Origin of the sequence: Methylobacterium sp. Leaf456 (assembly GCF_001425465.1) — a bacterium.
Classification (GTDB): domain Bacteria; phylum Pseudomonadota; class Alphaproteobacteria; order Rhizobiales; family Beijerinckiaceae; genus Methylobacterium.
On sequence record NZ_LMQV01000034.1, the window covers coordinates 145,343 to 171,439 of the forward strand.

Genomic DNA, 26,097 nt, shown 5'->3' on the forward strand with positions numbered 1-26,097 from the left:
TCGGATGGGCGGGGGAACTCGACCGGCGGCGCCCGAGGGCGGCCACTATCCCTGCCGGTTCTCGTTGGGTGGCTTGTCCTGATCCGCGTCGGCGGTGCGTGCTGGGGAGACGGTATTGCCCTGATGTCTCATGGCCAACCTCCTTACTCGCAAGGACGGCGCTGCGAAGCGCCGATGACCAGAGGCTAGGACGGGTCGAGGGGGACGCGCAAGCCCCCGCCTTGCGGATTCTGTCGCGGCTCACGATCTCGCGTCTCGGGAGGGGGAACGAAGCGTTGCGCAGACAAGCGCCGTGAAAGCGTTCGGAAAGATTTGTCGATGACCCTCCCGCCCCTCTCCGTCCTCGACCTCGCCCCGATCCCTGAGGGCGGCACCGCCCGCGACGCGCTCGACCGCAGCCGGGCGCTGGCGCAGCACGCGGAAAGCCTCGGCTTTCGCCGCTTCTGGCTCGCCGAGCACCACAACATGACCGGCATCGCCAGCGCGGCGACCGCGCTGGTGATCGGCCACGTCGCAGCGGGCACGCGGTCCATCCGTGTCGGCGCGGGCGGCATCATGTTGCCCAATCACGCGCCGCTCACCGTCGCCGAGCAGTTCGGCACCCTGGCGACGCTCTTTCCCGACCGGATCGATCTCGGCCTCGGCCGCGCGCCCGGCACCGACGGGGCGACGCTCCGGGCGCTGCGCCGCGACTACGGTGCCGCCGATACCTTCCCGCAGGACGTGCTGGAGGTGCAGGCCTTCCTCGCCGATCCGCAGCCGGGCCAGGCCGTCCGGGCGGTGCCCGGTGCGGGCACGAAGGTGCCGCTGTGGATTCTTGGCTCCAGCCTGTTCGGGGCCGAACTCGCCGGGATGCTGGGCTTACCGTACGCCTTCGCCTCGCATTTCGCGCCCGACGCGCTGATGCCGGCGCTGGAGACCTACCGCGCCCGCTTCCGCCCCTCGGCGCAACTCGCAGGGCCTTACGCGATCGTCGCGATCAACGTCGTTGCGGCGGACGGCGAGGCCGAGGCGCGGCGCCTGTTCACCACGCCGCAGCAGGCTTTTGCCAACCTCGTGCGAGGCACCCGCGGTCTGCTGCCGGCGCCGATCGACGACATTGAGGCCTATTGGTCGTTGCCCGAGAAGCGGCAGGCCTCGCGGATGCTGGCGCGCTCGCTCGTCGGCACCGTGGGCACGATCCGGGACGGGCTCGAAGCGTTGGCGGCCGAGACCGGGGCCGACGAGATCATCGTCGCCAGCGCCATCCACGACCACGCGGCGCGGCTGCGCTCCTACGCGATCCTGGCCGAGGCGCACGGAGGACTGGGCGCTATGGAAGCCCAACGCTCCGCGGCGTAAGTCCCAAAAGAGTCAGGCGGCGCGGGCGCGCGGGGCTTGGCGGGTCGCCGACTGGGCCTCGCGTGGCGTGGCCGGCTGGCCGAACATCACCTGATAGAGGGCGGAGGGGCTGTAGGCCCGGCCCTCGCCGTCGGTGATGCGGACATCGGCCATGCCGGAGGTCGCGAGCGACAGGCTCTGCTCCAGGGCGCTCAGCATCGAGCCGTGCTGCCAGGAATAGACCCGCGGGGCGGCGCCGGCGGTGACGGTGAAACTCACTGGACGGGTCCCGATGCTGTTGCGGCGCGGTGGGCGGCGGCCCGCATCCTGGGGGCCCGGCCTCGACTGCCGATGGGGTAAGGTTGACCACTCGATAGTGGCTCTTGGTTGACGAAGTCTTCGCGAAATTTGACTTTTTCGGTGGCGGAAGCGCGGAGCCTCCGTGGCGGCGATGTGGCGCAGGCCCACGAACCGGTGCCCCGCACGCGCGTTGCCGCGATGCACGCGAGGGCCTTCGGGCGAGTCGGCGTGCCCCATTACCCAAGCGGAGCGGCACATCATGGAACACCGCCAGTTCGGACGCTCGGGCCTGACCGTGCCCGTTCTCAGCCTCGGCACCGGCACCTTCGGCGGCACCGACGCCTTCTTCGAGCGCTGGGGCAGCACCGACGTGGCGCAGGCGAGCCGCCTGATCGACATCTGCCTGGAATCGGGCGTCAACTTCCTTGACACCGCCGACATCTATTCGAGCGGCGATTCCGAGAAGATCTTGGGCGAGGCGATCAAGGGGCGCCGCGACCGGCTCTTGATCTCGACCAAGGCGACCTTCCGCTCAGGGGACGGCCCGAACCAAGTCGGCTCCTCGCGCCATCACCTGATCCGCTCCTGCGAGGCGAGCCTGAAGCGGCTCGGCACCGACCATATCGACATCTACTTCATGCACGGCTTCGACGCGCTCACCCCCGTCGAGGAGACCCTGCGGGCGCTGGACGACCTGACCCGGTCGGGCAAGATCGGCTATATCGGCGCCTCGAACTTTTCCGGCTGGCAGCTGATGAAGGCGCTGGCCACCTCCGAGCGCGACGGGCTCGCCCGCTACGTCGTCTATCAGGGCTACTACTCGCTGATCGGCCGCCATTACGAGTGGGAGCTGATGCCGCTCGGCCTCGACCAGGGCGTCGGCCTGATGGTGTGGAGCCCGCTCGGCTGGGGCCGGCTCACGGGCAAGATCCGGCGCGGGCAGCCCGCCGCCTCCGGCCGCATCGCCGCGGGCGGTGCCGAGGGCGGGCCGACCGTCTCGGACGAGTATCTTTACGGCGTGGTCGATGCGCTGGACGCGGTGGCGGAGGAGACCGGCAAGACCGTCTCTCAGGTGGCGCTGGCGTGGCTGCTGACCCGCCCGACGGTGTGTAACATCGTCATCGGCGCCCGCAACGAGGAGCAGTTGCGCCAGAACCTCGGCGCGGTCGGCTGGACCCTGACCCCCGATCAGATCGCCCGCCTCGACGCGGCGAGCCGGGAGAACCCGGTCTATCCGTACTGGCACCAGATGGGGTTCGACGAGCGCAACCCGAAGCCGACGGCGTGGTGAGGCGAAACCCCTCTTCGAACGCTACGATTCCGGCCGCATCGAAGATGCGAGGGGTTGGGCCGGTCGGCCCGGCTCCCGGTCCTCGGCCATCGGCAAGGTCAGGGTGACGGCCAGCCCCGGCGCGTTGTTGTCGAGGCTCAAGCTCCCGCCGTGCAGGCGCGCCACCGCGGCGACGAGGCTGAGGCCCAGGCCGAAGCCGGGGCGGGTGCGGGCGGCGTCGAGGCGCACGAACCGGTCGAGCACGCGCGCGCGATCGGCCTCGGGCACGCCGGGGCCGTGGTCGGCGACGCGTAAGGTGACGCTGTCGCCGTCGCGCCGCGCCGCGACCGTGATCTCGGGGGCACCGCCCGCGCCGTATTTGATGGCGTTGTCGATGAGGTTGGCGAGCGCCTGACCCACCAGCTCGCGGTTGCCCCGCAGCGGCAGGTCCGGCTCGCTCGTGAAGCTGAGATGCAGGCCGCGCTCCTCGGCCAAAGCCTCGTAGAGTTCGGCCATCGCGCCCGCGACTTCGCCCCCATCGAAGGTCGTACCCGCGGTGTCGGGCGCGTTGCCGGCCTCCAGCCGGGCGATGGTGAGCAGCGCGTTGAACACCCGGATCAGCCCGTCGCTGTCCTCGACGATGCCTTCGATCGCCGCCCGCAGGTCGTCGGGCGACCCGGCGGTGCGCAGGGCCTCGTCGGCGCGGTTGCGTAGGCGGGTGAGCGGGGTCTTGAGGTCGTGGGCGATGTTGTCCGAGACCTCGCGCATGCCGCGCATCAGCTCGCCGATGCGCTCCAGCATCAGGTTGAGGTTCTGGGCGAGGCGGTCCAGCTCGTCGCCGCTGCCCGAGACCTTGAGGCGCCCGTCGAGGTCGCCCGCCATGATGGTGCGGGTCGTCTCGGTCATGTCGTCCACGCGCTTGAGCACGCGGCTCGCCACGAACCAGCCGCCGACGACGCCGAGCACCAAGACGAGGGCCAGCGAGGAGCCGAAGGTGTTGCCGATGGCCGCGCGCAAGCGGTCGCTCTCTTCGGTGTCGCGGCCCACCAGCAGGCGAAAGCCCCCGGCGAGCGTATAGACCCGCATGATCGCCCGGTGCTCGGCATGATCGGAATCCGATCCGCGGTCGTAGGGGCCGGCGTACTGGCCGGGCGTCGAGAGCACCCCCACCGGCACGCGGCTGACATTGCCGACGATGTGTTCGCCCGCCGGCGTGGTGACGAGGTAGAGCGAGGCGCCGGGCTCCCTGGCGCGGCGCTCCACCACGGCGATGAGGCGGCGCAGGCCCCCGGCCGTATATTGCTCCGACAGGCCGTTGATCTCCGCCTCGATGGTCGAGACGATCTGGTCGTCGAGCACGCGCCGCGCGTTCCAGGCGACGTAGCCGAGGCCGACGCTCGCGAGCACCGCGAACAGCACGAGATAGGCGAGCGACAGCTTGAACGCCGTCGTGCGGAAGACCTTCTGGAGACGCGCCCGCAAGGTCTCGCGGGGCGGTTCGGTCCGAGCCGTCACGGCTCCTCCGTCCGCACTACGTAGCCGGCACCCCGCACGGTGTGGATCATCGGCCGCTCGAACCCGCGGTCGATCTTGCCCCGCAGCCGCGAGACGTGGACGTCGATGACGTTCGTCTGCGGGTCGAAATGGTAGTCCCAGACGTTTTCGAGCAGCATCGTTCGTGTGACCACCTGCCCGGCATGGCGCATCAGGTATTCGAGCAGGCGGAATTCGCGCGGCTGGAGCGGGATTTCGCGGCCGGCCCGGCTGACCCGGTGGGACAGCCGGTCGAGTTCGAGTTCGCCGACCCGGTAGGCGGTGGGCTCGGCCACCCCCGCCGGACCGGCCTGGCGCCGGGCCAGCACCTCGGTGCGGGCGAGCAACTCCGAGAAGGCGTAGGGCTTGGGGAGGTAGTCGTCGCCCCCGGCGCGCAGCCCCTTCACCCGGTCGTCCACCTGACCCAGTGCCGAAAGAATCAGCACCGGCGTGGCGATGGCCTGCTCGCGCAGTGAGCGCACCAGGGACAGCCCGTCCAGCTTGGGCAGCATCCGATCGACGATGAGGACGTCGTAGGCGCCCTCGCGGGCGAGCGCGTAGCCGTCGAGGCCGTCGCCTGCGTGATCGACGGTGTGGCCGGCCTCGCGAAAGGCCTTGGTGAGGTAGGCGGCGGCCTCGCGGTCGTCCTCGATGATGAGCAGGCGCATGGGGCTTCGGTGTGAGCGTCGAAGGGCAACGGGCGAACCGTCGCCCTCCGATGTAAGGCGCCGGCCTCAGGAGCGGGAGGCGCCGACCGTCAGCTCGGGCTTGTGATTGAGGGTCTGGAACACGACGCAGTAGCGCTCGGTCAGCTTGAGGAGCTGGTCGAGCTTCTCCTGCGGGGCGTCGGTGTCGAGGTCGAACTTCAGGCGGATCGCCCGGAAGCCGACCGGGGCCTCCTTGTCCACGCCGAGCGTGCCGCGGAAGTCGAGGTCGCCCTCGGCGCTGACGGTGCCGGCCTTGATCGGGATTTCGAGCGCCGTGGCCACCGCCTTCACGGTCACGCCCGCGCAGGCGACGAGAGCTTCGAGCAGCATGTCGCCCGAGCAGAGTTCGGCGCCCGAGCCGCCGGTCGCCGGGTGCAGGCCCGCCACCGCCAGCGCGCGGCCGGTCTCGACCTTGCAGGCGATGTTGGCGTCGTCGAGCGCGCCCTTGGCCTTGAGGGTGATGACGGCGGAATCCGGGTTCTCGCGGTACTGGCCCTTCAGCGGGGCCTGGAGTGCGCGCAGGGCGTTGGCGTCCATGGGGTTTTCCTCGGTCGTTTCTTGATGCGGGCGGGCTTAACGGGTTTCGTACCCGCGCGACAACTCAGAACGAGCTTCCGCCGGCCAGTTCCGGCGCGCGCGCGGCGTCGCGCGGGCGCAGCGAGCGGTCGAGCGCCCCCAGAATCTTTCGCGTCGCCGCCTCGCTCGTGGGCGCGGACGGCTCGCGGGGCCGGGCGAGGTCGAGGGCCACGCTCTCGTCGAGGCGGCCGGGCTTGGGCCGCATGACGATGGCCCGGTCGGCCAGCGCCACCGCCTCGCCGACATCGTGGGTGACGATCAGCACGGTCGGGCGCACCTCCTCCCACAGGGCCAGCAGGTGGCGGTGGAGGTCCTTGCGGGTGAAGGCGTCGAGCGCCGAGAACGGCTCGTCGAGGAGCAGCACCCGCGGATTGGCCACGAAGGCGCGGGCGATCGAGACCCGCTGCTGCTGCCCGCCGGAGAGTTCCCGCGGCCAGCGCCCGGCATGCTCGGCCAGTCCCACCCGCTCCAGCGCGTGGGCGATCCGCTCGGTCCGCTCTCGCCTGGGGAGGTCCGCGATGCCGAAGCCGACATTGCCGGCGACATCGAGCCAGGGCAGCAGCCGCGGCTCCTGGAACACCAGCCCGACGCCGGGATGGGGGCCGGTGATCGGCTCGCCGTCGAGGGCGATGCTCCCCGCGCTCGGCCGGTCGAGCCCGGCGACGAGGCGCAGCAACGTGGTCTTGCCGCAACCCGAGCCGCCGATCAGCGCGACGATCTCGGCATTCGGCACGGAAAGATCGATGGATTCGAGGGCACGGGTGCCGTCGGCATAGGTCTTGGAGAGGCTCTGGAGGCTCAGCATGGCAGGAGGACGATGCACGGGAGCCCGCCGGGAGCAAGGCCGCAGGGCACCCGAGTGACGAACCGGTCACATCGTCCGAGATCGCCGGTCGTGGATCGGCCCCTTAACCGCTCCTTATGTCGGACTTGTCATGGGTTAAGTCGATGCCCGTTTCGGGTTTGACGGTTCCCCTGCCATGAAGCTCGGCCTTCGCCATCGTCTCTATGCCGGTTTCGGCAGCCTCATGCTGATGGGCGCTGCGCTCGGCGCGTTCTCCTATCATGGGCTCGGCCGCGTCGTGGAGCAGTACGACAACCGCGGGCGGATCGAGGAGATCACCCGCAAGCTGTTCACGGTGAACGGGCTGGCCGAGCGCTTCACGGCGCAAGCCCTCGATTTCAGGGCCGATCCCAAGGCCGAGACGCTCCAGGCGATGGAGACGACCCGCGGACAGCTCGTGACGCTCAGCGACGAGGTGGTGCGCACCACGATCAACGAGGAGCGGCGCAAGCTCTACGGCCAGATCACCGTGCTGGCCGAGGCGATGAAGAGCGACCTCGACCGGCTCGGCCGCAGCGGCACCGCCATCGCCGAGACGAAGGCGCGGCTGTTCACCGGCGGCGACGAGCTGACGAAGCTCACCACCGCCCTCGTGCGCGAGGTGCGCCTGGACGGCAGCCAGACCCAGCTCGCCCAGGTGCAGACGGCGGAGGCCGCCGTGCTGCTGGTCCGGGTCGCCAACTGGCGCTTCCTCGCCACCCTCGATCCGAAGGGCCCGAAAACCTTCGCGGACAACGTTGCCAAGGCCCAGGCGGCCCTGAAGGTGGTGCGGACGTCGGATTCGGAAGGGCAGTTCGCCGCCGCGCAGAAGGCCGCCGAGGGCGCGCTCGCGGCCTACGATGCCGCCTTCCAGGCCGCCTCCGCCGCGATCGAGGACGGGCGCGCGGCGTTCGCCGACGGCGTGAAGCCCAAGGCCGACGAGATCAAGGCGGTCGGCCTACGCTCGCGCGGGATCGCCGAGGCCCGGATGGCCGAAATCCTGGCGGAGACGCGGGCCAGCGTCGACACCGCCGCGACGGTCCAGCTCGGCCTGATCGCGCTGGTTCTGGCGCTGGGCGCGGGCCTTGCCGTCCTCATCGCCCGCAGCATCGTGCGTCCGCTCTCCGGCATGACCGGCGCGATGAACCGGCTCGCCGCGGGCGAGACCGAGATCACCGTCCCGGACCACGGCGGCGCCGACGAGATCGGCGAGATGGCCCGCGCGGTGGAGGTCTTCCGCCAGAACGCGCTCGCGCGGATCGCGCTGGAGGCGCAGCAGGTGGCCGAGCAATCCGACCGGCAGCGCCGCGCCGACCGCGTCGATGCCCTGGTCCAGGGGTTCCAGCGCTCGATCAGCGGCTCGCTGGACATCGTGACCGCGGCGGCGACCGAACTCGACGCCACCGCCCGCTCGATGACGAGCGTGGCCGACGCCACCAGCCATCAGGCCGACGCGTCGAGCGGGGCCGCGGGCGAGACCGCGGCCAATGTCGAGATGGTGGCGGCGGCCGCCGAGGAGATGGTGGCGTCGCTCCGCGAGATCGAGCGGCAGGTGCTGCGCTCCAGCGAGGTCGCGGGCGGCGCGAGCCGCGAGGCGCAGGCGACGGATGCCGCGATGGCGCAGCTCGACGCGGCGGCGAGCCGCATCGGCGACGCCGTCACGCTGATCTCGGGGATCGCCGCGCAGACCAACCTCTTGGCCCTCAACGCCACGATCGAGGCCGCCCGCGCGGGCGACGCCGGCCGCGGCTTCGCGGTGGTGGCGTCCGAAGTGAAGGAACTTGCCGGACAGACGGCGCGGGCGACCGACGAGATCTCCGGGCAGATCGCGGCGATCCAGTCGGCGACCGCCAAGGCGGCGGCGGCGATGCGCCAGATCGGCGGCACCATCGCCTCGATCAACGAGATCGCCACCGTGATCAGCTCAACCGTGGCCGAGCAGACGGCGGCCACGAACGAGATCTCGCGCAACGCCGCCGAGGCCGCCCGCGGCACCCAGGACGTGAGCGCCCATATCGAGCGGGTGCGGACCTCCTCGGTCCAGACCGGAGACGCGGCCGGTCAGGTGCTCTCGGCGGCCGCCGACCTGTCGATGCAGTCGCTCAGCGTGAAGCGCGAGGTGGACGGCTTCCTCGACGCGATCCGGGCGGCGTGAGCCCCTTTTGAGGGGAACTGCCGGCCGACGCGATCAGGCGTCCGCCGCAGCCTCTTGCAGGATGATCTCGGCGATGCGCCCCGGCGCCTCCTCGTGGGCGAGGTGGCCGAGGCCTCGCACCAGTTCGATGCGGGCGGCGGGGAGGCGGTCTCGCAGCGCGAAGGCGGTGTCGGGGCGAATCGCCTTGTCCTCGCTGCCGACGACGAGGAGCGTGCTGGTGGCGAGCCGCGGCAGGTCGCGGTCGAGCGCGGCGAGGTCCCAGTTCGCCATCATGCCGAGCGCACCGGAGACGTGGCCGGCGCGGGTGAAGAGGCGGCGGTAGAGATCGAGACCCGCTGGGTCGAGGCGCGAGCCCGTGCCGTCGATGAGGCGCCGCACCGCCGCCTTGTCGGCGCTCCAGGCGAACAGCTTCGGCGTCACCGGATTGACGAACAGCAGCCGGGCCATGCTGGGAAACAGGACGCTCGCCACCCCCGGAAACGGCGTCAGCGCGCCGTTGAGCGCGACCAGCAGGTCCGGAGCCATGCGCTTGTCCAGGCACATCCGGGCGAGCACCGCCGCACCCGCCGAATGGCCGATGGCGAGCGCCGGAGAAAATTTCAAAGAATCGGTCAGCCCGGCCACCGCCTCGGCCATGCCGGGCAGCGACAGGCGCCGTGGCGGCAGCGGATCGGTGAAGCCGTGGCCCGGCAGGTCGGGGGCGAGCACGCGGTAGCGCTCGGCCAGCAGCGGGGCGAGGCCGCGCCAGGAATGGGTCGCCGCCCCGGTGCCGTGCAGGAGCAGCAGGCCGGGTTTTTCAGGGTCGCCGAACTCCTGGATGTGCCAGCGCAAGCCCGCGGCCTCGACGAACCGGCTGGCGGCGCGGTGGGGCCAGTCGCGGCCGTCGCGCTCCCACATGGGGCGGTCGTCTTCGAAAAGCGGCATGACGTACCCTGCGCTCACGCCGTCGCCGCGCGCACGGCGGCGCGCACGCTCCCGGCATCCGCCATCGGCAGCGGGCAGTAGCGCGCCTGCGCGGCGTCCGCGAGGGCCCGCGCTCCGTCGGGCCGGGCGCCGGTGTCGATGACGAGGATGCGCAGGCCGTGATGGCGGATGGCGCGGCCCGCGGCCAACGCCTCCTCGCCCGCCAGCGCCCGCCCGCCGAGGCCGGAGCGGGCGACGTTGGCGCGCCCGTCGGTGAGCAGCACAACGACCGGCGTGCCGCCGGCCCGGCGCACCGCGAGCCCGAGGGCGGTAGCGGCGTCGAGCCCGGCCGCGAGCGGCGTGCCGCCGCCGCCGGGCAGGCCGGCGAGCGCGCGCTTGGCCCGCACCAGCGAACGCGTCGGCGGCAGCAGCACCTCGGCGCCCGCGCCGCGGAAGGCCACGAGCGCCACCCGGTCGCGCCGGACGTAAGCTTCGGCCAGCAGCAGCTCGACCGCGCCCTTGGCCTCGGCCAGCCGCTCCAGGGCCGCAGAGCCGGAAGCATCGACGCAGAAGATCGCCGTGGTCTCGCTGCGCTGGCGAAAGCGGCGGATGCGAAAATCCTCCGGGGCGACGATCACGCGGCGCGTCTCCCCCTCGCCTCGGCGCAGGCGCTGCCAGGGGGCGGCGGTGCGGAGCGTCGCGATCAGGTCGAGCCGCCCGCGGCGCGGGTCGCCCGGCCGGCTCCCCACCGGCCGGCCCTTGTGTTGGGACGCCGCCGCCGCGCCCTTGCGCCCGGCCTCGGCCTTGCGGAGCGACGGTCCACCCGCGAGCAGCCGCGCCAGCAGGTCTTTCGGGATCGCCGCCTGGGCGGCCTCGATCACCACCTCGTCGAGGTTCTTTTGGGGTTGGGCGGATTCGTCTGCCTCGCTCTCGGGGGGCGGCGAATCGTCCGGCTGAGATTGGGTCTCCGGCGGCGGCTCGGCCTGTTCCTCCGGCGCGCTCGCCTCGCCGTCCTGCGGTTGGGGCGCGGGAAGCCGCGTCGCCCGCGGCGCCAGGACGAGGCGGGCGGCCTCCATCAGCGCGGCGTCGTCCGGTGGGCCGCCCGCGGCGATCCGTGCGGCGCGCAGGGCTAGAAGCGGGGCGCGCAGGGAGGCGATGCCCAGCGCTGCGGCGGTGTTGCAGAGGATCGTGACGGGATCGTCCGCGAGTTCCACCGAAACACCGCCCCGCTCCTCCCATCCCTCCCCCTCATCCTGAGGTGCGAAGCGCAGCGCAGCCTCGAAGGAGGGCTCCAGCGGAGCGCGTGGCTGGCTGGAGCCCTCCTTCGAGGCCCGCTGCGCGGGCACCTCAGGATGAGGGGGGGTGTAGGAAGGAGTAGTTTCCGCTTCGCGCAGGCTCACCCCGGTCAGATCGATCCGGAAGGCCAGCCGGTCGGCCAAAGCCTCGGCCACCGCCTCGTCCTCGATGCCTTCGTCGAGCAGCACCAGCCCGATCCGGGCCGGCAGGCGGGCGGCGAGGCCGTCGCGTTCCAGCGCGATCACGCCGGTGTCGAGGGCGGCGCAGAGACGGGCGACGGTGCCGGGTTCCAGGCGCTCGGCCATCGGCACGATCACGACGCCGCCATCGGCCTCCGCGAGCAGGCCGCTCTGGGCCACCGGGCGGCCGGCGCGCAACGTCGCGGGCAGGTCGAGGCCGCCGATCAGGCGGTCGTCGCCGATGCCGGGAGGCAGACGCCGCAGCGGACCGGCGATGTGCGTGCGCAAAAGGTCGAGCCAGCGGTCGCGGACCGGGCCGGCGCCGGCGCGCAGCACGAGGCCGCCGAGGCCGTGCGGGTCGGCGGCGAACAGCGCGAGGGCGCGCAGGCTGTCGTCCCAGGCCGGGTTCGGCGCGGGCTCGCCCAAGGCGTCAGCGCCGAAACAGCGGGTGCTCGACCCGGTCGCCGGCCCGGATGCCGAGCTTGGCCGCGGTGCCGGCGTTCAGTTCGAGCACCGACAGCACCGGCTCGCCCGAGGGGATGATCTGCGTCGACAGCGGCTCGGTGTCGGCGGCGATGCGGGCGATCGAGCCGTCGGAGCGGATGAACACCATGTCGAGCGGCAGGTAGGTGTTCTTCATCCACATGTTGACCGGCAACGGACGCTCGAAGTCGAACAGCATGCCGTGGTCGGCCGCCATGGTGCGGCGGTACATCAGGCCCTTGGCGCGCTGGGCGTCGTTGCGCATCACCTCGACCTTGAAGGCGCGGCGCCCGTCCTTGGTCACGATGGCAAGCGGCTCGGTCGGCGCCTGTTCGATCGTTGCCGACGGCTCCTCGGCGTGGGGCGCAGCCAGCGGGACGGCCAGCGCAGCGAGGCAGGCCAGGACGATCTTCGAGGGAACGCGCACTTGCAAAAACCCCGTCAGTGGGAGGCCGGAAGCGCCCCGTCGACGAGGCGGACTTCCGCCGCCATAGCACCCTTCGAGCCGTCGCCGTAGCGCACCAGCACCGTCTCGCCCGGTTTCAGCTCGGCGATGCCGTAACGGCGCAGGGTTTCCATATGGACGAAAATGTCCGGCGTGCCCTCGCCGCGGCTGACGAAGCCGAAGCCGCGCAGGCGGTTGAACCACTTCACCACCGCGGTCTCCAGCCCGCTCGTCGGCGTGACCGAGACGTGGGTGCGCGGCATCGGCAGTTCGGAGGGGTGGACCGCGGTCGATTGATCGAGCGAGATCACCCGGAAGGTCTGCCAGCCGCGGGCGCGGCGCACGGCCTCGACCACGATCCGGGCGCCCTCGCTGGCGGCCTGGTGCCCGTCGCGGCGCAGGCAGGTGATGTGCAGCAGCACGTCCGGCGAGCCGTCGTCGGGGACGATGAACCCGAACCCCTTCGACACGTCGAACCACTTGATGTGGCCCGCGATCTCGACGAGGTCGAGCGGCGGCTCGGCCTCCGCCCCGTGGTCGAGGTCCCGTGCGGAGTCCGGGGACTCCGTGGACCGGGCGAGGCCCGGACCGGCTCCGTAATCGTTCGACATGTAAGCAACCCGTGCCGAATCGCGCCGCGCAATTCCGCTGCTACGTTAACAAAGTCCCGATTCCCTGAAAGCCCGTTTGACCGGCATTGAGACACTCGGCCGAAGCAATTTTGCCCGCCATGGCGGCGGCGCCTCACCTGATGTCGCGAAGGATGCCGAAGGATCGAGCAGCCGAGGACACGCCCATCCTCGCCCCGTCCGGAGCGGAATGGTAGGGCCGCCGCATGTTCGTTTCTCTGTACGTCTCTCTGTCCGTCTCGCCGCCACCCGCCGCCGCGCCGCGAAGCCGCATCGATGCCCTCGACGTCGCCCGCGCCGTCGCGCTCGCCGCGATGGCGGGCTACCACACCCTATGGGATCTCGGTTTCCTCAGGCTGACGCCGGAGAATTTTGCCCTGACCCCGCCGGGGCGGCTGGCCGCCCACGTCATCGCCGGATCGTTCCTGCTGCTGGTCGGCATCGGGCTGGTGCTGGCCAACCGGCGTGGGGTGCGTCTCGAAGCCTTTTCCATGCGGATCGCCCGGATCGGCGGGGCGGCGGGACTCATCACGGTCGCGACCTACTTCGCGTTTCCCGACAGCTACATCTTCTTCGGCATCCTGCACTGCATCGCCCTGTCGAGCCTGCTCGGCCTGCCGTTCGTGTTCGCGCCGGTCTGGCTCACGGCGCTCACCGCGATGGCGGTGCTGCTGGCGCCCGCGCTGATCGCGCATCCGCTGCTCGATGCGCCGGAGCTGTATTTCCTCGGGCTCGGACGGCTGCGGCCGGACACCAACGATTGGGTGCCGCTGTTTCCCTGGTTCGGGATGGTGCTGGCCGGCATCGCGCTCGCCCGGCTCGGCGGGCCGGCTTCCGTGAGCGGGCCGCTCGCCCGCTGGCGCGCGCGGAGCCGGCCCGCGCGGGCGGCGGCCTTCGCCGGGCGGCACAGCCTCGCCGTCTATCTGGTGCATCAGCCGGTGCTGCTGGCCGTGCTGTATGGCCTTGTCAGCCTCACCGGGCCGCATCCGCGGGCCGGGGCGGCGAGCTTTCGCGCGAACTACGCGACGAACTGCGTCCGCACCGGCGGCGGGCCGGACGCGTGCCGGGTCGCGGCGCGCTGCACCGAGCAGGCGCTGCGGCGGGAGGGATTGTGGGGGTTGGGTGCCCCCTATGCGCCGGAGCAGCGGCTGAAGGCGCAGGGGCTGTCGCAGGGCTGCTACGAGGCCGCCGAGGGGACGGCGCCGGCACCGTGAATCGATAAACGCGGCGTCGACCGCGCATCCCCTCGCCCCGCTGTGCGGGGAGAGGGCTTCGGCGACCTCGTCGTCGCCGAAGCGAGGCGGCAGCCGGTGGTGAGGGGGCGGTTCAGGAGAAGCCTCCTCCGGCCACGCCCCCTCACCGCCGCTGCGGCTTCGCCTCCGCTTCCTGCATGGACGACGGGGTCCATGCAGGCCTCTCCCCGCGTGCCGGAGAGGGGAATCCGGCTTCGCCGGGAAGGCCAGCTCAGTCCTTCGCACGCTCCACGTACGATCCATCCGCCGTCATGATGACGACGCGGGTGCCGGTGGAGATGTGGGGCGGGACGCTGGTCTTCACGCCGTTCGACAGGATCGCCGGCTTGTAGGACGAGGAGGCGGTCTGGCCCTTCGTCACCGGCTCGGTCTCGACGATCTCCAGCGTGACGCGCTGGGGCAGCTCGATCGTCAGCGGCACGCCGTTGTGGGTCGAGAGCGTGACGGTCATGTTTTCCTGGAGGTAGGGGGCGGCGTCGCCGACCACGTCCTCGGGCACCGCGATCTGCTCGTAGTTCTCGGGGTTCATGAAGTGGAACCCTTCGCCGTCCTGGTACAGGAACGTGTGGTCGCGATCCTCGACGAAGGCGCGCTCGACCTGCTCGGTGGTGCGGTAGCGCTCGGCGATCTTCACGCCGTCGGTGATGCGGCGCATGTCGAGCTGGGTGACCGGGGTGCCCTTGCCGGGGTGGATGTTCTCCGCCGTCAGGATGACGTAGAGCTTGCCGTCCTTCTCGACGACGTTGCCCTTGCGAAGGGTACTGGCGATCACTTTCACGAGCGTGGACCTTAAGGCTTGACGAGAACGGCACTGCCCCACACGCCGGACGGCCGTGCGAGCGGAATCATCCGCGAGGCCCTACCCTATCCGGGCTCCCGTTGCCAGCCGAAGCGGTTTTCCGCGTGAGCGCCGAGGGGACACCCTGGTGGCAGCCGGCCGTCCACGCGGACCGCCGGCCCCTGCTGATCACCCGCAACCGCATCGTCGCGGGGTTGCGCGGCTGGTTCGCGGAGCGCGACTTCGTCGAGGTCGAGGCTGCCGCGCTTCAAGTGTCGCCGGGCAACGAGGCGCATCTCTCGGCCTTCGCCACCGAGGCGCTGCTGCCGGACGGGACGCGCGCGCCGCTCTACCTTCACACCTCGCCGGAATTCGCCTGCAAGAAGCTCCTGGCGGCGGGCGAGCCGCGCCTGTTCAGCCTTGCCCGGGTGTTCCGCAATCGTGAGCGCGGCGCACTGCATCACCCCGAATTCACCATGCTCGAATGGTACCGGGCTGGGGAGACCTACGACGCGCTGATGGCCGATTGCGCCGCCCTGCTCGCGCTCGCCGCCGAGGCCGCGGGGGCAAGGCACTTGAGCTTTCGCGGGCGGACCTCCGATCCGTTCGCCCCCTTCGAGCGGCTGACCTTGGCGGAAGCTTTTGAGCGCCATGCCGCCATCGATCTCCTGGCCACCCTCGCGCCCGATGGCGCCACCGACCGCGAGGGGCTGGCCGCGCAGGTCGTCACCCGCGGCCTGCGGGTCGCGGCCGACGACACTTGGGCCGACTTGTTTTCCCGCGTCCTCGTCGGGCTGATCGAGCCGCATCTCGGCAAGGACCGGCCGACGATCCTGTGCGAGTACCCTGTGAGCGAGGCGGCGCTCGCCCGCCCCGTTCCCTACGATCCGCGGGTGGCCGAGCGCTTCGAACTCTATGCCTGCGGCGTCGAACTCGCCAACGCCTTCGGCGAGCTGACCGACCCGGCCGAGCAGCGCCGCCGCTTCGAGATCGAGATGGCCGAGAAGGCGCGGGTCTACGGCGAGCGCTACCCGATCGACGAGGAGTTTCTGGACGCGCTGGCGATCATGCCGGAGGCGAGCGGCATCGCCCTCGGACTGGATCGGCTGGTGATGCTGGCGACCGGCGCGCCGCGGATCGACGACGTGGTGTGGACGCCGGTGGCGCGGGGCGGTGCCAAGTGAGCCTTTCCCGATTCGAGCGCGCGGTGAAGGACCCGAGAGCCCTGGTCGAGGCCGGTCTCGTGCCCGCGGAAAACCTGACTGCCCTCGAACGCGTCGCCGCCCGCTACGCCGTCTCCGTCACGCCCGACATCGCCGAACTGATCGACCCGGCCGACCCGGACGACCCCATCGCCCGCCAATTCCTCCCCCGCTCCGAAGAGATCGAGACCACCCCGGAAGAACGCGCCGACCCGATCGGCGACGACGCGCACAGCCCGCTGCCCGGCCTCGTCCACCGCTATCCCGACCGGGTGCTGCTGAAGCCGCTCCACGTCTGCCCGGTCTATTGCCGCTTCTGTTTCCGCCGCGAGCGCGTCGGGCCCGACGGCCACGGCACGCTCACCGAGGCGGAGCTTCAGGCCGCCTACGCCTACATCGCGGCGCGGGACGAGATCTGGGAGGTCGTGCTCACCGGCGGCGACCCGTTCGCTCTCTCGCCCCGGCGCCTCGCCTCCATCGCCGCTGCGCTCGGCGCGATCCCGCACGTGAAGGTGCTGCGCCTCCACACCCGCGTGCCCGTGGTGGAGCCCGCCCGCGTGGACGACGCCCTCGTCGCAGCTCTCAAAAAATTTCCCGGAGCGGTCTACGTGGCGCTCCACGCCAACCATCCGCGCGAATTCTCGGACTCCGCCCGCGCCGCCTGCGCCCGGCTGGTCGATGCCGGCATCCCGATGGTGAGCCAGAGCGTGCTGCTGCGCGGCGTCAACGACGACGCGCAGACGCTCGAAGCCCTGATGCGCCGCTTCGTCGAGAACCGGATCAAGCCCTACTATCTGCATCACGGCGACCTCGCGCCGGGCACCGGCCATCTGCGCACGTCCCTCTCCGAGGGGCAGGCGCTGATGCGGACGTTGCGCGGTCGCCTGTCGGGGCTGGCGCAGCCGACCTACGTGCTCGACATCCCTGGCGGCCACGGCAAGGTGCCGGTGGGGCCGGGCTATCTCGATGAAGCGCCCGAGGGCTGGCGCGTCACCGATCCGCAGGGCACGGTGCATCCCTACCCGCCGAAGGACGACCGATGACGCGCAGGCTGTGGGGACGGGCGAGTTCGGCCAACGTCCAGAAGGCGATCTGGGGCCTCGAAGAGCTGGCTCTGCCCTATGAGCCCATCGAGGCCGGCGGCGCCCACGGCATCGTCGGCGAGGCGCGCTACCGTGCGATGAACCCCAACGGCCTCGTGCCGACGCTCGAAGAGGACGGCTTCGTCCTGTGGGAGTCGAACGCGATCCTGCGCTACCTCGCCCATGCCCATGGTGGCGTGCTGGCGCTGCCCGAAGAACCGCGCGCCCGTGCCCTGATCGACCAGTGGCTCGACTGGCAGGCCACCGCCTTCACCCCGGCCATGCGCGACGCCTTCCTCCAGCTCGTGCGGGTCGCGCCCGAGAAGCGCAACGCGGCGGTGATCGAGGCCTCGCAGGCGGCGGGCGAACGCTGCGCCGAGACGCTCGACCGGCACCTCGCAGGTACGCCCTACGTCGCCGGCGAGACCTTCTCCATCGCCGACATCGCGGTGGGCTGCGCGGCCCATCGTTGGTTGATCCTGCCGTTCGAAAAGGTGGAGCGACCGCACATCGTCGCGTGGCGCGACCGGTTGGCGCAACGTTCGGCCAGTTCGTCCGTTCTGTCGCTGCCGCTCACCTGAGCCATAGGGCGGAGGTCATCCCATGGCGGACGCCGCGCCCCGACCGACCGGACGAAAAATGTTCTTCCCGCTGTCGAAGCTGATCTTCTTCGTCATCACGCCGTCGAACTTTTTGATCATGCTCGGATTGCTCGGCTGCCTGCTGCTGTTCACGGAATTCGGTCGCACCCTCGGGCGGGCGATGGCACTCGCGGGCTTTTTGGGCCTGCTGATCGCGGGCCTCGGGCCGCTCTCGGCCTGGGTGCTGATGCCGCTGGAGAACCAGTTTCCGGCCTTCGCCGACGACGGCGCGCCGGTCGCCGGCATCGTCGTGCTCGGCGGCGCGGTCGAGGCCGACACCTCGATTTCCCGCGACCAGATCACCGTCAACGATGCGGGCGAGCGGGAGATCGCGCTCGCCGACCTCGCCCGGCGCTATCCGCAGGCCCGGCTCGTCTTCTCCGGCGGCAGCGGCGCCATGCGCGAGCACCCGATCTCGGAGGCCGAGATCGTCAGCCGCTTCGCCGACAGCCTCGGCGTGCCGCGCAACCGGCTGATCCTGGAGCAGCAATCCCGCAACACCCGCGAGAACGCGGTGTTTTCCGCCCGCACGGTGCTGCCGAAGCCGGGCGAGCGCTGGCTGCTCGTCACCTCCGCCTGGCACATGCCCCGCGCCATCGGCTGTTTTCGCGAGGCCGGGTTCCCGGTCACCGCCTATCCGGTCGATTACCGCACCAGCGGCCCGCGCGACGCCTACCGCCTCACCACCTTCGCCTCGGACGGCCTGTCGGAGTTCGACATCGGCGTGAAGGAGTGGATCGGGCTGATCGCCTACAAGTTCGCGGGCTATACCAAGACGTGGCTGCCCGCGCCTTGATGCTCAGCCGCGCGGCAGGCTGAGGCGGTATATCCCGCGAAAATCATCCGGGTCGGCCACCGGCTTGCCCTTGCGCACGATCTGCACCCGGCCTTCCTTGGTCAGCCGCACGGCCACGCGCCGCACCGGCTGCATCAAGGGGCCCCAGCCGTCGGGATGCGAGCCGCCGAGCGCGCGGGCGACTTCGGACGGGCAGCAGGTCTTGTCCGAACCCCGCTCCGCGACGAGGCGCAGCATCGTCTCTTCGATCTCGACTTCACTGGCCATGATGATCTTCCTCGGCGAGGAGCGCCGCGCGGATCGGCGAGGCGAACTGGCGCCGCCACATCACGAACACCACGCTGCCGGTCGCCAGCATCAGCACCGGCGCGCTCACGAACCAGCCGAGATAGGCCAAAGCGAACAGGAAGGCGCGTTGTCCTTTCGCGAAATGCGAGCCCGCCGCGACGTTCATGGCGCCGGCCCGCTCGGCGGCGCGGCGCATCACGTCCTCGGGGGCGCCCGAGCCTTTCGGCGGCACCGCGCCGATCAGGATCGCGCCGTAGTTGAACAACCGGTAGGCCCAGGCGAACTTGAAGAAGGCGTAGACGAACACGACCGCGAGCCCCGCGACCTTGATCTCCCAGGTCGCCCGCGTCGTCGCCGAGCCGAACGGCAGAGCCGAGAACAGGTTGAGCACGTCGTCGCCCGAGCGCGACAGCGTCAGCACCGAGCCCAGCGCGATCAGCGAGGTCGAAGCGAAGAAGGCGGTGCCGTTCTGGAGCGAGGCGTTGATGGTGGTGTCCACCACGCGGTTGTCGCGGGCGATCATCTGGGCCGCCCAGTTGCGCCGCTGCCGGTTCATGATCTGGCTGAGGCTCAACCGGTCGCCGCGGCGGCGTTGCACCGCGAGGCTGTAGCCGACCCAGGCCGCGACGAAGAACACGAGTGCGGTGAGGTCGAGGGGCGAGAAGGCGCGGATGTCCCACATCGTCAGCGCGGGGTCCTACCCGTTCGGTTCGTAGCCATGCCTGCGCCGCTACAGGCCGCGGGCCGCAGCGGCAAGCCCCGATCAGGACAGGATCTCGAATCCTTCACCCGTGAACGGCTCGGTCGCGCCGACCGCGATGTCATCGACACGGGCCATGAGCGGGCCGCGGCGGCACTCGGCGAGCAGCGCATCGATCGCCGCCTCGGGACCGGAGAACAGCGCCTCGACCGTCCGGTCGGGCCGGTTGCGGACCCAGCCGGCCACGCCGTGATGCAGCGCGCGTTTCCGCGTCCAGGCCCGGTAGGACACGCCCTGCACGCGGCCGGAGATCACCGCGCGGATCGTTTTTTTCGCGTCTGAACTCAAATCGAGAGGCTCCCGGTCGAAGCCGAGCCGGAAGCCCTCGGAAGGCTCGGCTCAGCGGGTGGCCACGACGGCGGACGGCGCTTCCGCATGGCGCCGCACGGCCTGCGGACGGTAGGTCAGGTACCACGCCAGCGAGATGAAGAGCACGCCGCCGACGAAGTTCCCCAGCGTCACGGGGATCTGGTTCCAGGCCCACCACTGCTCGAACGAGACCGGCGCGCCGAGCATCATGCCGGCCGGAATCATGAACATGTTGACGACCGCGTGCTCGAACCCTTGCGCGAAGAACAGCAGGATCGGCAGCCACCCTCCGAGGATCTTACCGAAGGTCGAGGTGGACATCATCGACATGGTCACGCCGAGGCAGACCATCCAGTTGCACAGCATCGCCTTGACGAAGACCGTGATCATGCCGGCGGTGCCCAGCGCCTCGTAGGCGGTGGTCTTCGTCTGCGCGATCTCGACGATCTTCCTGGCGACCGGGTTGGCGTCGGCGCCGGTGTGCCAGAAGTTCGTGAGCGCGATGACGAGCAACAACGCGTAGAGCAGGCTGCCGATCAGGTTGCCCAAGAAGCCCCAGGCGAAGTTGCGCATCATCGGCGCGAAGCCGATCCGCCCCTCCATGAAGGACAGGGCGAGGATGCCGAAATTGCCGGTGCAGAGTTCGAGCCCTAGGCAGACGATCATCACGAAGCCGACGGGAAAGACGATCGCGCCGACGAGCGGTACGCCGGTCTGCACCGCGGCGGTGAGGGCGAGGCTGGTGGCGATGCCGAGGAGCGCACCGGCCATCATGCCCCGCACGATCATGTCGCGCACGAGAAGCTCGGCGCGCATCACGCCGGAATCGCTCATGGCCTTGGCCATGTCGGCGGGTTTGACGAAGTCCATCTTTTGTCCCTCGCGGAAGGATGGTTCGTCTTGCGGCGAGGCAGGTTCGGTGCCAGTCGGGATGATTCGGCCGCGGGTCAGGCCCGGCTGCGGCGCATCCAGCCGCCGATCTCCTGGCGATAGGCCCCTGGCAGTTGTGCCGCCTCCGCCGCCGCCAGCACCGCTTCGAGATAGCCGGGCCGCGGCACGCCCGGCGGTGGGCTGCGACCGAGATAGATCAGGGCGCGCTTGATGCCCTTGTCGGTCACGACCGGCTGATGCGCCTTCACGTAGAGCCCGCCGGCCACGCCCTCGTAGCGGTCCAGCGCCGGAACGTCGGAGAGCGCCAGCTCCCACAGCACGCCCCAGACGGTGGCGGCCGGCGCGCGCACCACGGAGGCCCAGCCCTCCCGCATGATGACGAAGCGGTGCCGCGGCAGCCGCCCGCGGCCGATCAGCCGCGAGGCCGGACAGCGCAGGGCCATGGCGGCGGCGTCCATGTTGGCGCCGTAGGCGAAGTAGAGCGGCATTTTTTTTATGAGAGGGATGCGAGCGGTGCGATTACTCGCCGGGTGCCTGTCTCTCGCGTTCGACGGCACGCTTCACGGCCCGCTCGTTGGCGAGGACGGCCAACCAAGCCGTCGTCAGCACAACGGCCGGGATGATGAACGTCACGAAGATTTCGCCCGAACTCACGGCTTGAGGCTCCGAAGCGCGTATCGTGCCATTCAATGTAGGCCGAGACCCGTACCGAACCAAATGAGCGCGAACGCTACGGTTCCGACGCTCAGGTTCGGCGCGCTCGCTACTCCGAAGCTCACGGCGGTGACCGGCGTGACACCGCCGATCACCACGAAGGCGACGGCCACGTTGTTGAGGCCGGTCGCCAGCAGTTTCGTCTGCTCGTTGTGGATCTGGTTCACGGGCCCTTCGGCCCGTTCACTCGAACTCCATGATCACGGCATCGACCGCGAGGCTGTCGCCTTCCTTGGCGGCGATCTTGGAGATCTTGCCATCGCGCTCGGCGCGGAGGACGTTCTCCATCTTCATCGCCTCGACGATGGCGAGCGGCTCGCCGTTCTTCACCTCCTGGCCCTCGCTGACCATGATCTGCTTCACGAGGCCCGGCATCGGGCAGAGCAGCTGCTTGCCGGAATTGGCGTTCTCCTTGACCGGCATCAGGTCGGCGAGTTCGGCCTCGCGGCGGGTGTAGACGCGGGCGTCGGCCGCCGCGCCCTGGTGCTGCAGGAACACGCCGTTGAGGAGCGGGCGCACCTGGATCGCGACGGTCTCGTCGCCGACCTTGCCGGACCAGACCGGCTCGCCGGGCCGCCACTGGCTGCGCACCGGCACCACCGCGCCGTTCTCGACCGTCACCAGCAGGTCGCTGCCGACGGTATCGACGGTGACGGCGAAGCGCTGGCCGGAGAGCACCACCACGCGCTCGCGCTGGAAGGCCAGCAGGCTCGGGTCGCGCATCTGGCCGGAGATGCCGCGCTTGCGCGTGTTGAGCTTGTGGTCGATCGCCGCCGCGACTGCCGCCATCCGCAGGGCGACCTGTCCCTCGGGCTCGGGGGCGGTGAACCCGTCCGGGAACTCCTCCTTGATGAAACCCGTCGAGAGCGCGCCCTCGCGCCAGCGCGGATGCGCCATCAGGGTGGCGAGGAACGGGATGTTGTGGCGGATGCCGTCGATGGCGAAGGCATCGAGCGCTTGGCCCTGCGATTCGATCGCGGCGAGACGGGTCGGCGCCCAGGTCACGAGCTTGGCGATCATCGGGTCGTAGTGGATCGCGATCTCGCCGCCCTCCTCCACGCCGGTATCGTTGCGGACGATCGCCTCGCCGAACTGGCCTTCCTCCGGCGGCTGGTAGGTGGTGAGCCGGCCGATCGAGGGCAGGAAGTTGCGGGTCGGGTCCTCGGCGTAGACGCGGCTCTCGACCGCCCAGCCGTTGAGCTTCACGTCGTCCTGCCCCAGCGGCAGCGTCTCGCCGGCCGCGACGCGGATCATCAGCTCGACGAGGTCGAGCCCGGTGATCATCTCGGTAACGGGGTGCTCTACCTGCAGGCGGGTGTTCATTTCGAGGAAGTAGAACGACTTGTCCTGGCCGGCGACGAACTCGACCGTGCCGGCGGAGTCGTAGTTGACGGCCTTGGCGAGCGCCACGGCCTGCTCGCCCATCTTTCGGCGGGTCTCTTCGTCGAGGAGCGGTGACGGCGCCTCCTCGATGACCTTCTGATTGCGGCGCTGGATCGAGCATTCGCGCTCGCCGAGATAGATCACGTTTCCGTGCTTGTCGCCGATCACCTGGATTTCGATGTGGCGCGGATCGGTGATGAACTTCTCCACGAACACGCGGTCGTCGCCGAAGGAGGACGAGGCCTCGGACTTCGCGCGGGCGAACCCTTCCGCAACCTCATCGGCCGACTCGGCGATGCGCATGCCCTTGCCGCCGCCGCCGGCCGAGGCCTTGATCATGACGGGGTAGCCGATCTCGTCGGCGATCTTCACGGCGTGTTCAGGCGACTCGATGACGCCGAGGAAGCCCGGAACGGTCGAGACGTTCGCTTCGGCCGCGGCCTTCTTCGACTCGATCTTGTCGCCCATGGCGGCGATGGCGCCGGGGTTCGGGCCGATGAAGACGATGCCGTGTTCGGCGAGCGCCCGCGGGAAGGATTCGCGCTCGGACAGGAAGCCGTAGCCCGGATGCACGGCCTGGGCGCCGGTCTGCTTGCAGGCGTCGATGATCTTCTCGATGACGAGGTAGGACTGCGCCGCCGCCGCCGGGCCGATATACACGGCCTCGTCGGCCATCGCCACGTGGACGGCATCGCGGTCGGCGTCCGAATAGACGGCCACCGTCTTGATGCCCATCCGCCGGGCGGTCTTGATCACGCGGCAGGCGATCTCGCCCCGGTTGGCAATCAGGATTTTTTCGAACATCGCGAGCCGCTTCTTCTTGGGAGACCGTCCTGGCTCACCCCTCCCGAAGGCGAGCCCGATCTCATTCCGATAAAGCAGTTGTGCGAAGAGCGGAAGCTGCGCCGTCCGGCCCGTGGAGCCGGCCGCACGCTGTATTCATCATGCAGCGAGCGGAAGGGTGCCGGTGCGGGCGCCCACGGGCTGGCGGTTCCAGCTCTTGGCCTTGAGCGCGAAGGCGATCAGGGCCTCGTCGCTGACGGTCGCCTCGCGGACGATCTCCATGGCGATGCGGGCGCCGGTCGGGGTCGGGCCCTTGCGGCCGGCCAGCGAGGCCGAGAGCCACGCGGCGGTCTCAGGCGTGATGCGGCCGGTCGGGCGCTCGCCGTAGACGGCGAAGTCGACGATGGAGGCGGCGAGGAAGGCGGAAAAGCCCTCGTGCTGGTCGGCCACCGCCCGGTCGAGGGCGAGCAGCAGGTCGGCCTCGTGGCGGCTCATCAGGCCGTCTGCCAGGAGGTCGCGGGAGAGTTCGGCGACGTCGGCGCCGGTGATCCGGCCCGCCTCGACGATCCGGTCGCAGAACAGCTGAAGAGCAGTGTTGGTCATAATCCGATGCCTCTCCGGCCAGTTGTCGCCGGTGTTCGTCCCTGTGTGAGGAGAACTTACGCGCCGGCTTTCCCAGAAGAGGTTAATGGCAGAGTCTGAACCCGTGTTCAGGTAAATGCGGGCTCACGAATGAGCCTTTCGAGACTCTTGCTGTATTGCGGTCAGACTTCGTTCACCGAACCACGACCTTGGTCCCGACCGGCACGCGGTCGTAGAGGTCGATCACGTCGGCGTTGAGCATGCGGATGCAGCCGGACGACACCGCCTGCCCGATCGACTCCGGCTCGTTGGTGCCGTGGATGCGAAACAGCGTGTCCTTCCGATCTCGCGCCAGATAGAGCGCACGGGCCCCGATGGGGCTCAAGGGCCCACCCTCCAGCCGCGGCGGCAGGTCGGGCCGACGGCCGATCATCTCCGGCGGCGGGTTCCAGTCCGGCCATTCGAGCTTGCGGTCGATCTCCGCCCGGCCCGTCCAGGCCATGCCGGCCTTCCCGACCGAGACGGGGTAGCGCAGAGCCTTGCCGCCGGGCTGGACGAGGTAGAGCCACCGCCCGCCCGCATCGACGATCACGGTGCCGACCGGCTCCTTGGTGGCGAAATCGACGGTGGTGCGGGCGAGCGCCGGATCGAGCTTGGCCTGGGGCGCGAGCTTCATCCACGCGGCGTCCCGCTCCGGGCCCGGCGGCAGGGCGGGAATCGCCGGGCTCGCCTCCGGGGTGGGCGGCAGAGCGGCGAGCTGCGTCGGGGGCGTCTGCTGCGCCGTCCGGCTCTGGCAGCCGGCGAGCAGGGCAAGGCCGGTGACGAGGAGAAAGCCGGACGCGCGGCGCATGGCGATGGCAATCGGTCGGTCCCACGCCGGGCGCGGGACGGGTTAACGAAGTCCTGCCGAGCGTAATCCCCGACACGGCGCCGGGGCAGTGTCATCGCGGGGGCGTGAACGCATTTGCCGGGCCTGTTGCGGCGCGGCTACAAGAAGCCCAGGGCGACCGCCGAACGACGCGCCCGGGAGGACACGTCCTGAGCACTCTCTACGTCACCCATCCGAGCGCGCTCGAGCACGCGACCCCGCCCGGCCATCCCGAGCGCCCCGCCCGCATGCAGGCGGTGGAGCGGGCGCTGGAAGACGAGCGCTTCTCCGCCTTGGTGCGCACGCACGCGCCGAAATCCGATCCCTCGGTCGCCGAACTCGTCCATCCGGCGGCCTTCGTCGCCCAACTGGTCGAGGCCTCGCCGAAGGAGGGCCTGCTCCAGATCGATTCCGACACGCTGATGTCGCCGGGCTCGCTCAACACCTGCCTGCACGCCATCGGCGGGTCGATCCACGCGGTCGATGCGGTGATGAAGGGCGAGTGCGCCAACGCCTTCGTCGCCATGCGCCCGCCGGGTCATCACGCCGAGATCTCCCGCGCCATGGGCTTCTGCCTGTTCAATCACGCGGCCATCGCGGTGCGCCACGCGCAGAAGAACCTCGGCGCGGCGCGGGTGGCGTTGGTCGATTGGGACGTCCACCACGGCAACGGCTCGCAGGACATCTTCTGGGCCGACAAGGACGTGATGTACGCGTCCACCCACCAGATGCCGCTGTTTCCCGGATCGGGTTCGGCGAACGAGCGGGGTGACCACGACACGATCGTCAACGTGCCGCTGCGCGCCTTCGACGACGGTGCCGTGTTTCGCGAGGTCTTCGAGACGCGCATCCTGCCCCGGCTCGACGCGTTCAAGCCCGATCTCATCGTGATCTCGGCGGGCTTCGACGCGCACAAGCTCGACCCGCTGGCCAACGTCCAGCTCGACGAATCCGATTTCGGCTGGGCGACGCGTCGGGTGATGGAAGTCGCCGACCGCCACGCGGGCGGCCGGGTCGTGTCGATCCTGGAGGGCGGCTACAGCCTCGACGGCCTCGCTCGCTCGGTCGCCGCCCACATGGACGCGCTGATGGGGCGCTGACGTGGATGTCGAAGGATGTCCGGCGCGACCGGCCGGACATCCCGCCTC

29 protein-coding genes are annotated in these 26,097 nt (G+C 70.4%); 9 read left to right on the plus strand and 20 right to left on the minus strand.

The features are described 5' to 3' along the window. Positions 1-318: 318 nt before the first annotated feature. Positions 319-1,341, plus strand: a complete 1,023-nt coding sequence (locus ASG52_RS16230; RefSeq protein WP_056245288.1) for an LLM class flavin-dependent oxidoreductase — start codon at positions 319-321, stop codon at positions 1,339-1,341. Between the two features lie 12 nt (positions 1,342-1,353). Here the strand turns inward: ASG52_RS16230 and ASG52_RS16235 are convergent, their stop codons facing one another. Then, positions 1,354-1,599 carry a hypothetical protein gene (locus ASG52_RS16235; protein WP_056245290.1) on the minus strand — a complete coding sequence of 82 codons (246 nt, stop codon included), beginning with the start codon at positions 1,597-1,599 and terminating at the stop codon, positions 1,354-1,356. A gap of 280 nt (positions 1,600-1,879) precedes the next feature. Here ASG52_RS16235 and ASG52_RS16240 point away from each other — a divergent pair, with 280 nt between their 5' ends. Next, complete coding sequence (locus tag ASG52_RS16240) at positions 1,880-2,911, plus strand: aldo/keto reductase (protein ID WP_056245293.1); 1,032 nt, start codon at positions 1,880-1,882, stop codon at positions 2,909-2,911. A 21-nt stretch (positions 2,912-2,932) separates the two neighbouring features. Here the strand turns inward: ASG52_RS16240 and ASG52_RS16245 are convergent, their stop codons facing one another. The 4 genes from ASG52_RS16245 to ASG52_RS16260 form a co-directional block, all read right to left on the minus strand. Next, positions 2,933-4,405, minus strand: coding sequence for a HAMP domain-containing sensor histidine kinase (locus ASG52_RS16245; RefSeq protein ID WP_056245296.1), 1,473 nt, complete (start codon positions 4,403-4,405; stop codon positions 2,933-2,935). Next, the gene (locus ASG52_RS16250; RefSeq protein WP_056245299.1) at positions 4,402-5,091 is read right to left on the minus strand and encodes a response regulator transcription factor; all 690 of its coding nucleotides are present in this window, start codon (positions 5,089-5,091) and stop codon (positions 4,402-4,404) included. Before ASG52_RS16250 ends, ASG52_RS16245 begins: the two co-directional genes overlap by 4 nt. Before the next feature lie 66 nt (positions 5,092-5,157). Further along, positions 5,158-5,667, minus strand: a complete 510-nt coding sequence (locus ASG52_RS16255; RefSeq protein ID WP_056245301.1) for an OsmC family protein — start codon at positions 5,665-5,667, stop codon at positions 5,158-5,160. Positions 5,668-5,731: 64 nt separating this feature from the next. Beyond that, positions 5,732-6,511 (minus strand): ABC transporter ATP-binding protein, encoded by a 780-nt coding sequence (locus ASG52_RS16260; protein ID WP_056245303.1) that lies wholly within the window; start codon positions 6,509-6,511, stop codon positions 5,732-5,734. Between the two features lie 175 nt (positions 6,512-6,686). Here ASG52_RS16260 and ASG52_RS16265 point away from each other — a divergent pair, with 175 nt between their 5' ends. Continuing rightward, entirely contained in the window at positions 6,687-8,684 is a 1,998-nt protein-coding gene (locus tag ASG52_RS16265) for a methyl-accepting chemotaxis protein (RefSeq protein ID WP_056245307.1), read from the plus strand. A 33-nt stretch (positions 8,685-8,717) separates the two neighbouring features. Here ASG52_RS16265 and bchO read toward each other — a convergent pair whose 3' ends face one another. From bchO to ASG52_RS16285, 4 genes are read right to left on the minus strand one after another with little or no spacing between them, the layout of a single operon-like run. Beyond that, positions 8,718-9,608, minus strand: coding sequence for an alpha/beta fold hydrolase BchO (gene bchO, locus ASG52_RS16270; RefSeq protein WP_056245310.1), 891 nt, complete (start codon positions 9,606-9,608; stop codon positions 8,718-8,720). A 14-nt stretch (positions 9,609-9,622) separates the two neighbouring features. Then, the gene (locus ASG52_RS16275; RefSeq protein WP_056245312.1) at positions 9,623-11,488 is read right to left on the minus strand and encodes a magnesium chelatase subunit D; all 1,866 of its coding nucleotides are present in this window, start codon (positions 11,486-11,488) and stop codon (positions 9,623-9,625) included. Between the two features lie 4 nt (positions 11,489-11,492). Continuing rightward, positions 11,493-11,972 (minus strand): DUF192 domain-containing protein, encoded by a 480-nt coding sequence (locus ASG52_RS16280; RefSeq protein WP_082552601.1) that lies wholly within the window; start codon positions 11,970-11,972, stop codon positions 11,493-11,495. Between the two features lie 14 nt (positions 11,973-11,986). Beyond that, the gene (locus ASG52_RS16285; RefSeq protein ID WP_056245319.1) at positions 11,987-12,601 is read right to left on the minus strand and encodes a cold-shock protein; all 615 of its coding nucleotides are present in this window, start codon (positions 12,599-12,601) and stop codon (positions 11,987-11,989) included. A 248-nt stretch (positions 12,602-12,849) separates the two neighbouring features. On the opposite strand from ASG52_RS16285, the gene ASG52_RS16290 reads away from it, so the two are divergent. Next, entirely contained in the window at positions 12,850-13,833 is a 984-nt protein-coding gene (locus ASG52_RS16290) for a heparan-alpha-glucosaminide N-acetyltransferase (protein ID WP_502691081.1), read from the plus strand. 250 nt (positions 13,834-14,083) lie between these two features. Here ASG52_RS16290 and efp read toward each other — a convergent pair whose 3' ends face one another. Further along, entirely contained in the window at positions 14,084-14,650 is a 567-nt protein-coding gene (efp, locus tag ASG52_RS16295; protein ID WP_056245324.1) for an elongation factor P, read from the minus strand. A 125-nt stretch (positions 14,651-14,775) separates the two neighbouring features. Here efp and epmA point away from each other — a divergent pair, with 125 nt between their 5' ends. Genes epmA through ASG52_RS16315 form a run of 4 tightly spaced genes read left to right on the plus strand, consistent with a single transcriptional unit; the run spans position 14,776 to position 18,371 of the window. Then, positions 14,776-15,834 (plus strand): EF-P lysine aminoacylase EpmA, encoded by a 1,059-nt coding sequence (epmA, locus tag ASG52_RS16300; protein WP_056245327.1) that lies wholly within the window; start codon positions 14,776-14,778, stop codon positions 15,832-15,834. Beyond that, positions 15,831-16,895 (plus strand): lysine-2,3-aminomutase-like protein, encoded by a 1,065-nt coding sequence (locus ASG52_RS16305; protein ID WP_056245791.1) that lies wholly within the window; start codon positions 15,831-15,833, stop codon positions 16,893-16,895. Before epmA ends, ASG52_RS16305 begins: the two co-directional genes overlap by 4 nt. After that, a complete protein-coding gene (locus tag ASG52_RS16310) occupies positions 16,892-17,515 on the plus strand; it encodes a glutathione S-transferase family protein (RefSeq protein WP_056245331.1) in 624 nt (207 codons plus the stop codon). The genes ASG52_RS16305 and ASG52_RS16310 overlap by 4 nt, the downstream gene beginning before the upstream one ends. Positions 17,516-17,573: 58 nt before the next feature. Then, positions 17,574-18,371 (plus strand): YdcF family protein, encoded by a 798-nt coding sequence (locus ASG52_RS16315; protein ID WP_056245334.1) that lies wholly within the window; start codon positions 17,574-17,576, stop codon positions 18,369-18,371. 3 nt (positions 18,372-18,374) lie between these two features. Here ASG52_RS16315 and ASG52_RS16320 read toward each other — a convergent pair whose 3' ends face one another. From ASG52_RS16320 to ASG52_RS16360, 10 genes are all read right to left on the minus strand, one after another. Next, a complete protein-coding gene (locus tag ASG52_RS16320; protein WP_056245337.1) occupies positions 18,375-18,638 on the minus strand; it encodes a DUF3253 domain-containing protein in 264 nt (87 codons plus the stop codon). Next, positions 18,628-19,341 (minus strand): DUF599 domain-containing protein, encoded by a 714-nt coding sequence (locus tag ASG52_RS16325; RefSeq protein ID WP_056245339.1) that lies wholly within the window; start codon positions 19,339-19,341, stop codon positions 18,628-18,630. Before ASG52_RS16325 ends, ASG52_RS16320 begins: the two co-directional genes overlap by 11 nt. Before the next feature lie 81 nt (positions 19,342-19,422). Continuing rightward, positions 19,423-19,707 carry an acylphosphatase gene (locus ASG52_RS16330; protein WP_056245344.1) on the minus strand — a complete coding sequence of 95 codons (285 nt, stop codon included), beginning with the start codon at positions 19,705-19,707 and terminating at the stop codon, positions 19,423-19,425. A gap of 51 nt (positions 19,708-19,758) precedes the next feature. Further along, a complete protein-coding gene (locus tag ASG52_RS16335) occupies positions 19,759-20,598 on the minus strand; it encodes a formate/nitrite transporter family protein (RefSeq protein WP_056245345.1) in 840 nt (279 codons plus the stop codon). Positions 20,599-20,675: 77 nt separating this feature from the next. Beyond that, positions 20,676-21,107 (minus strand): gamma-glutamylcyclotransferase family protein, encoded by a 432-nt coding sequence (locus tag ASG52_RS16340; protein WP_056245351.1) that lies wholly within the window; start codon positions 21,105-21,107, stop codon positions 20,676-20,678. Positions 21,108-21,138: 31 nt separating this feature from the next. Beyond that, positions 21,139-21,273 (minus strand): hypothetical protein, encoded by a 135-nt coding sequence (locus ASG52_RS28410; protein WP_286159076.1) that lies wholly within the window; start codon positions 21,271-21,273, stop codon positions 21,139-21,141. Between the two features lie 32 nt (positions 21,274-21,305). Continuing rightward, complete coding sequence (locus tag ASG52_RS16345; RefSeq protein WP_056245354.1) at positions 21,306-21,500, minus strand: hypothetical protein; 195 nt, start codon at positions 21,498-21,500, stop codon at positions 21,306-21,308. 16 nt (positions 21,501-21,516) lie between these two features. Then, a complete protein-coding gene (locus tag ASG52_RS16350) occupies positions 21,517-23,520 on the minus strand; it encodes an acetyl-CoA carboxylase biotin carboxylase subunit (RefSeq protein ID WP_056245357.1) in 2,004 nt (667 codons plus the stop codon). A 138-nt stretch (positions 23,521-23,658) separates the two neighbouring features. Further along, positions 23,659-24,102, minus strand: a complete 444-nt coding sequence (locus tag ASG52_RS16355; RefSeq protein WP_056245358.1) for a hypothetical protein — start codon at positions 24,100-24,102, stop codon at positions 23,659-23,661. 172 nt (positions 24,103-24,274) lie between these two features. Further along, positions 24,275-24,931: a L,D-transpeptidase gene (locus ASG52_RS16360; protein WP_056245360.1), complete on the minus strand. Its 657-nt coding sequence runs from the start codon at positions 24,929-24,931 to the stop codon at positions 24,275-24,277. A gap of 188 nt (positions 24,932-25,119) precedes the next feature. Between ASG52_RS16360 and ASG52_RS16365 the strand changes: the two genes are divergently transcribed. Then, complete coding sequence (locus ASG52_RS16365; protein WP_056245795.1) at positions 25,120-26,049, plus strand: histone deacetylase family protein; 930 nt, start codon at positions 25,120-25,122, stop codon at positions 26,047-26,049. Positions 26,050-26,097: the final 48 nt, after the last annotated feature.

Bases quoted from the DNA above. Each gene is read 5' to 3' on its own strand.
- ASG52_RS16360 (WP_056245360.1), bottom strand. From the start codon at position 24,931: ATGCGCCGCGCGTCCGGCTTTCTCCTCGTCACCGGCCTTGCCCTGCTC.
- ASG52_RS16355 (WP_056245358.1), bottom strand. From the start codon at position 24,102: ATGACCAACACTGCTCTTCAGCTGTTCTGCGACCGGATCGTCGAGGCG.
- ASG52_RS16260 (WP_056245303.1), bottom strand. From the start codon at position 6,511: ATGCTGAGCCTCCAGAGCCTCTCCAAGACCTATGCCGACGGCACCCGT.
- ASG52_RS16350 (WP_056245357.1), bottom strand. From the start codon at position 23,520: ATGTTCGAAAAAATCCTGATTGCCAACCGGGGCGAGATCGCCTGCCGC.
- ASG52_RS16340 (WP_056245351.1), bottom strand. From the start codon at position 21,107: ATGCCGCTCTACTTCGCCTACGGCGCCAACATGGACGCCGCCGCCATG.
- bchO (WP_056245310.1), bottom strand. From the start codon at position 9,608: ATGCCGCTTTTCGAAGACGACCGCCCCATGTGGGAGCGCGACGGCCGC.
- ASG52_RS16240 (WP_056245293.1), top strand. From the start codon at position 1,880: ATGGAACACCGCCAGTTCGGACGCTCGGGCCTGACCGTGCCCGTTCTC.
- ASG52_RS16320 (WP_056245337.1), bottom strand. From the start codon at position 18,638: ATGGCCAGTGAAGTCGAGATCGAAGAGACGATGCTGCGCCTCGTCGCG.
- ASG52_RS16285 (WP_056245319.1), bottom strand. From the start codon at position 12,601: ATGTCGAACGATTACGGAGCCGGTCCGGGCCTCGCCCGGTCCACGGAG.
- ASG52_RS16230 (WP_056245288.1), top strand. From the start codon at position 319: ATGACCCTCCCGCCCCTCTCCGTCCTCGACCTCGCCCCGATCCCTGAG.
- ASG52_RS16315 (WP_056245334.1), top strand. From the start codon at position 17,574: ATGTTCTTCCCGCTGTCGAAGCTGATCTTCTTCGTCATCACGCCGTCG.
- ASG52_RS16250 (WP_056245299.1), bottom strand. From the start codon at position 5,091: ATGCGCCTGCTCATCATCGAGGACGACCGCGAGGCCGCCGCCTACCTC.
- ASG52_RS16265 (WP_056245307.1), top strand. From the start codon at position 6,687: ATGAAGCTCGGCCTTCGCCATCGTCTCTATGCCGGTTTCGGCAGCCTC.
- ASG52_RS16310 (WP_056245331.1), top strand. From the start codon at position 16,892: ATGACGCGCAGGCTGTGGGGACGGGCGAGTTCGGCCAACGTCCAGAAG.
- ASG52_RS16335 (WP_056245345.1), bottom strand. From the start codon at position 20,598: ATGGACTTCGTCAAACCCGCCGACATGGCCAAGGCCATGAGCGATTCC.
- ASG52_RS16255 (WP_056245301.1), bottom strand. From the start codon at position 5,667: ATGGACGCCAACGCCCTGCGCGCACTCCAGGCCCCGCTGAAGGGCCAG.
- ASG52_RS16325 (WP_056245339.1), bottom strand. From the start codon at position 19,341: ATGTGGGACATCCGCGCCTTCTCGCCCCTCGACCTCACCGCACTCGTG.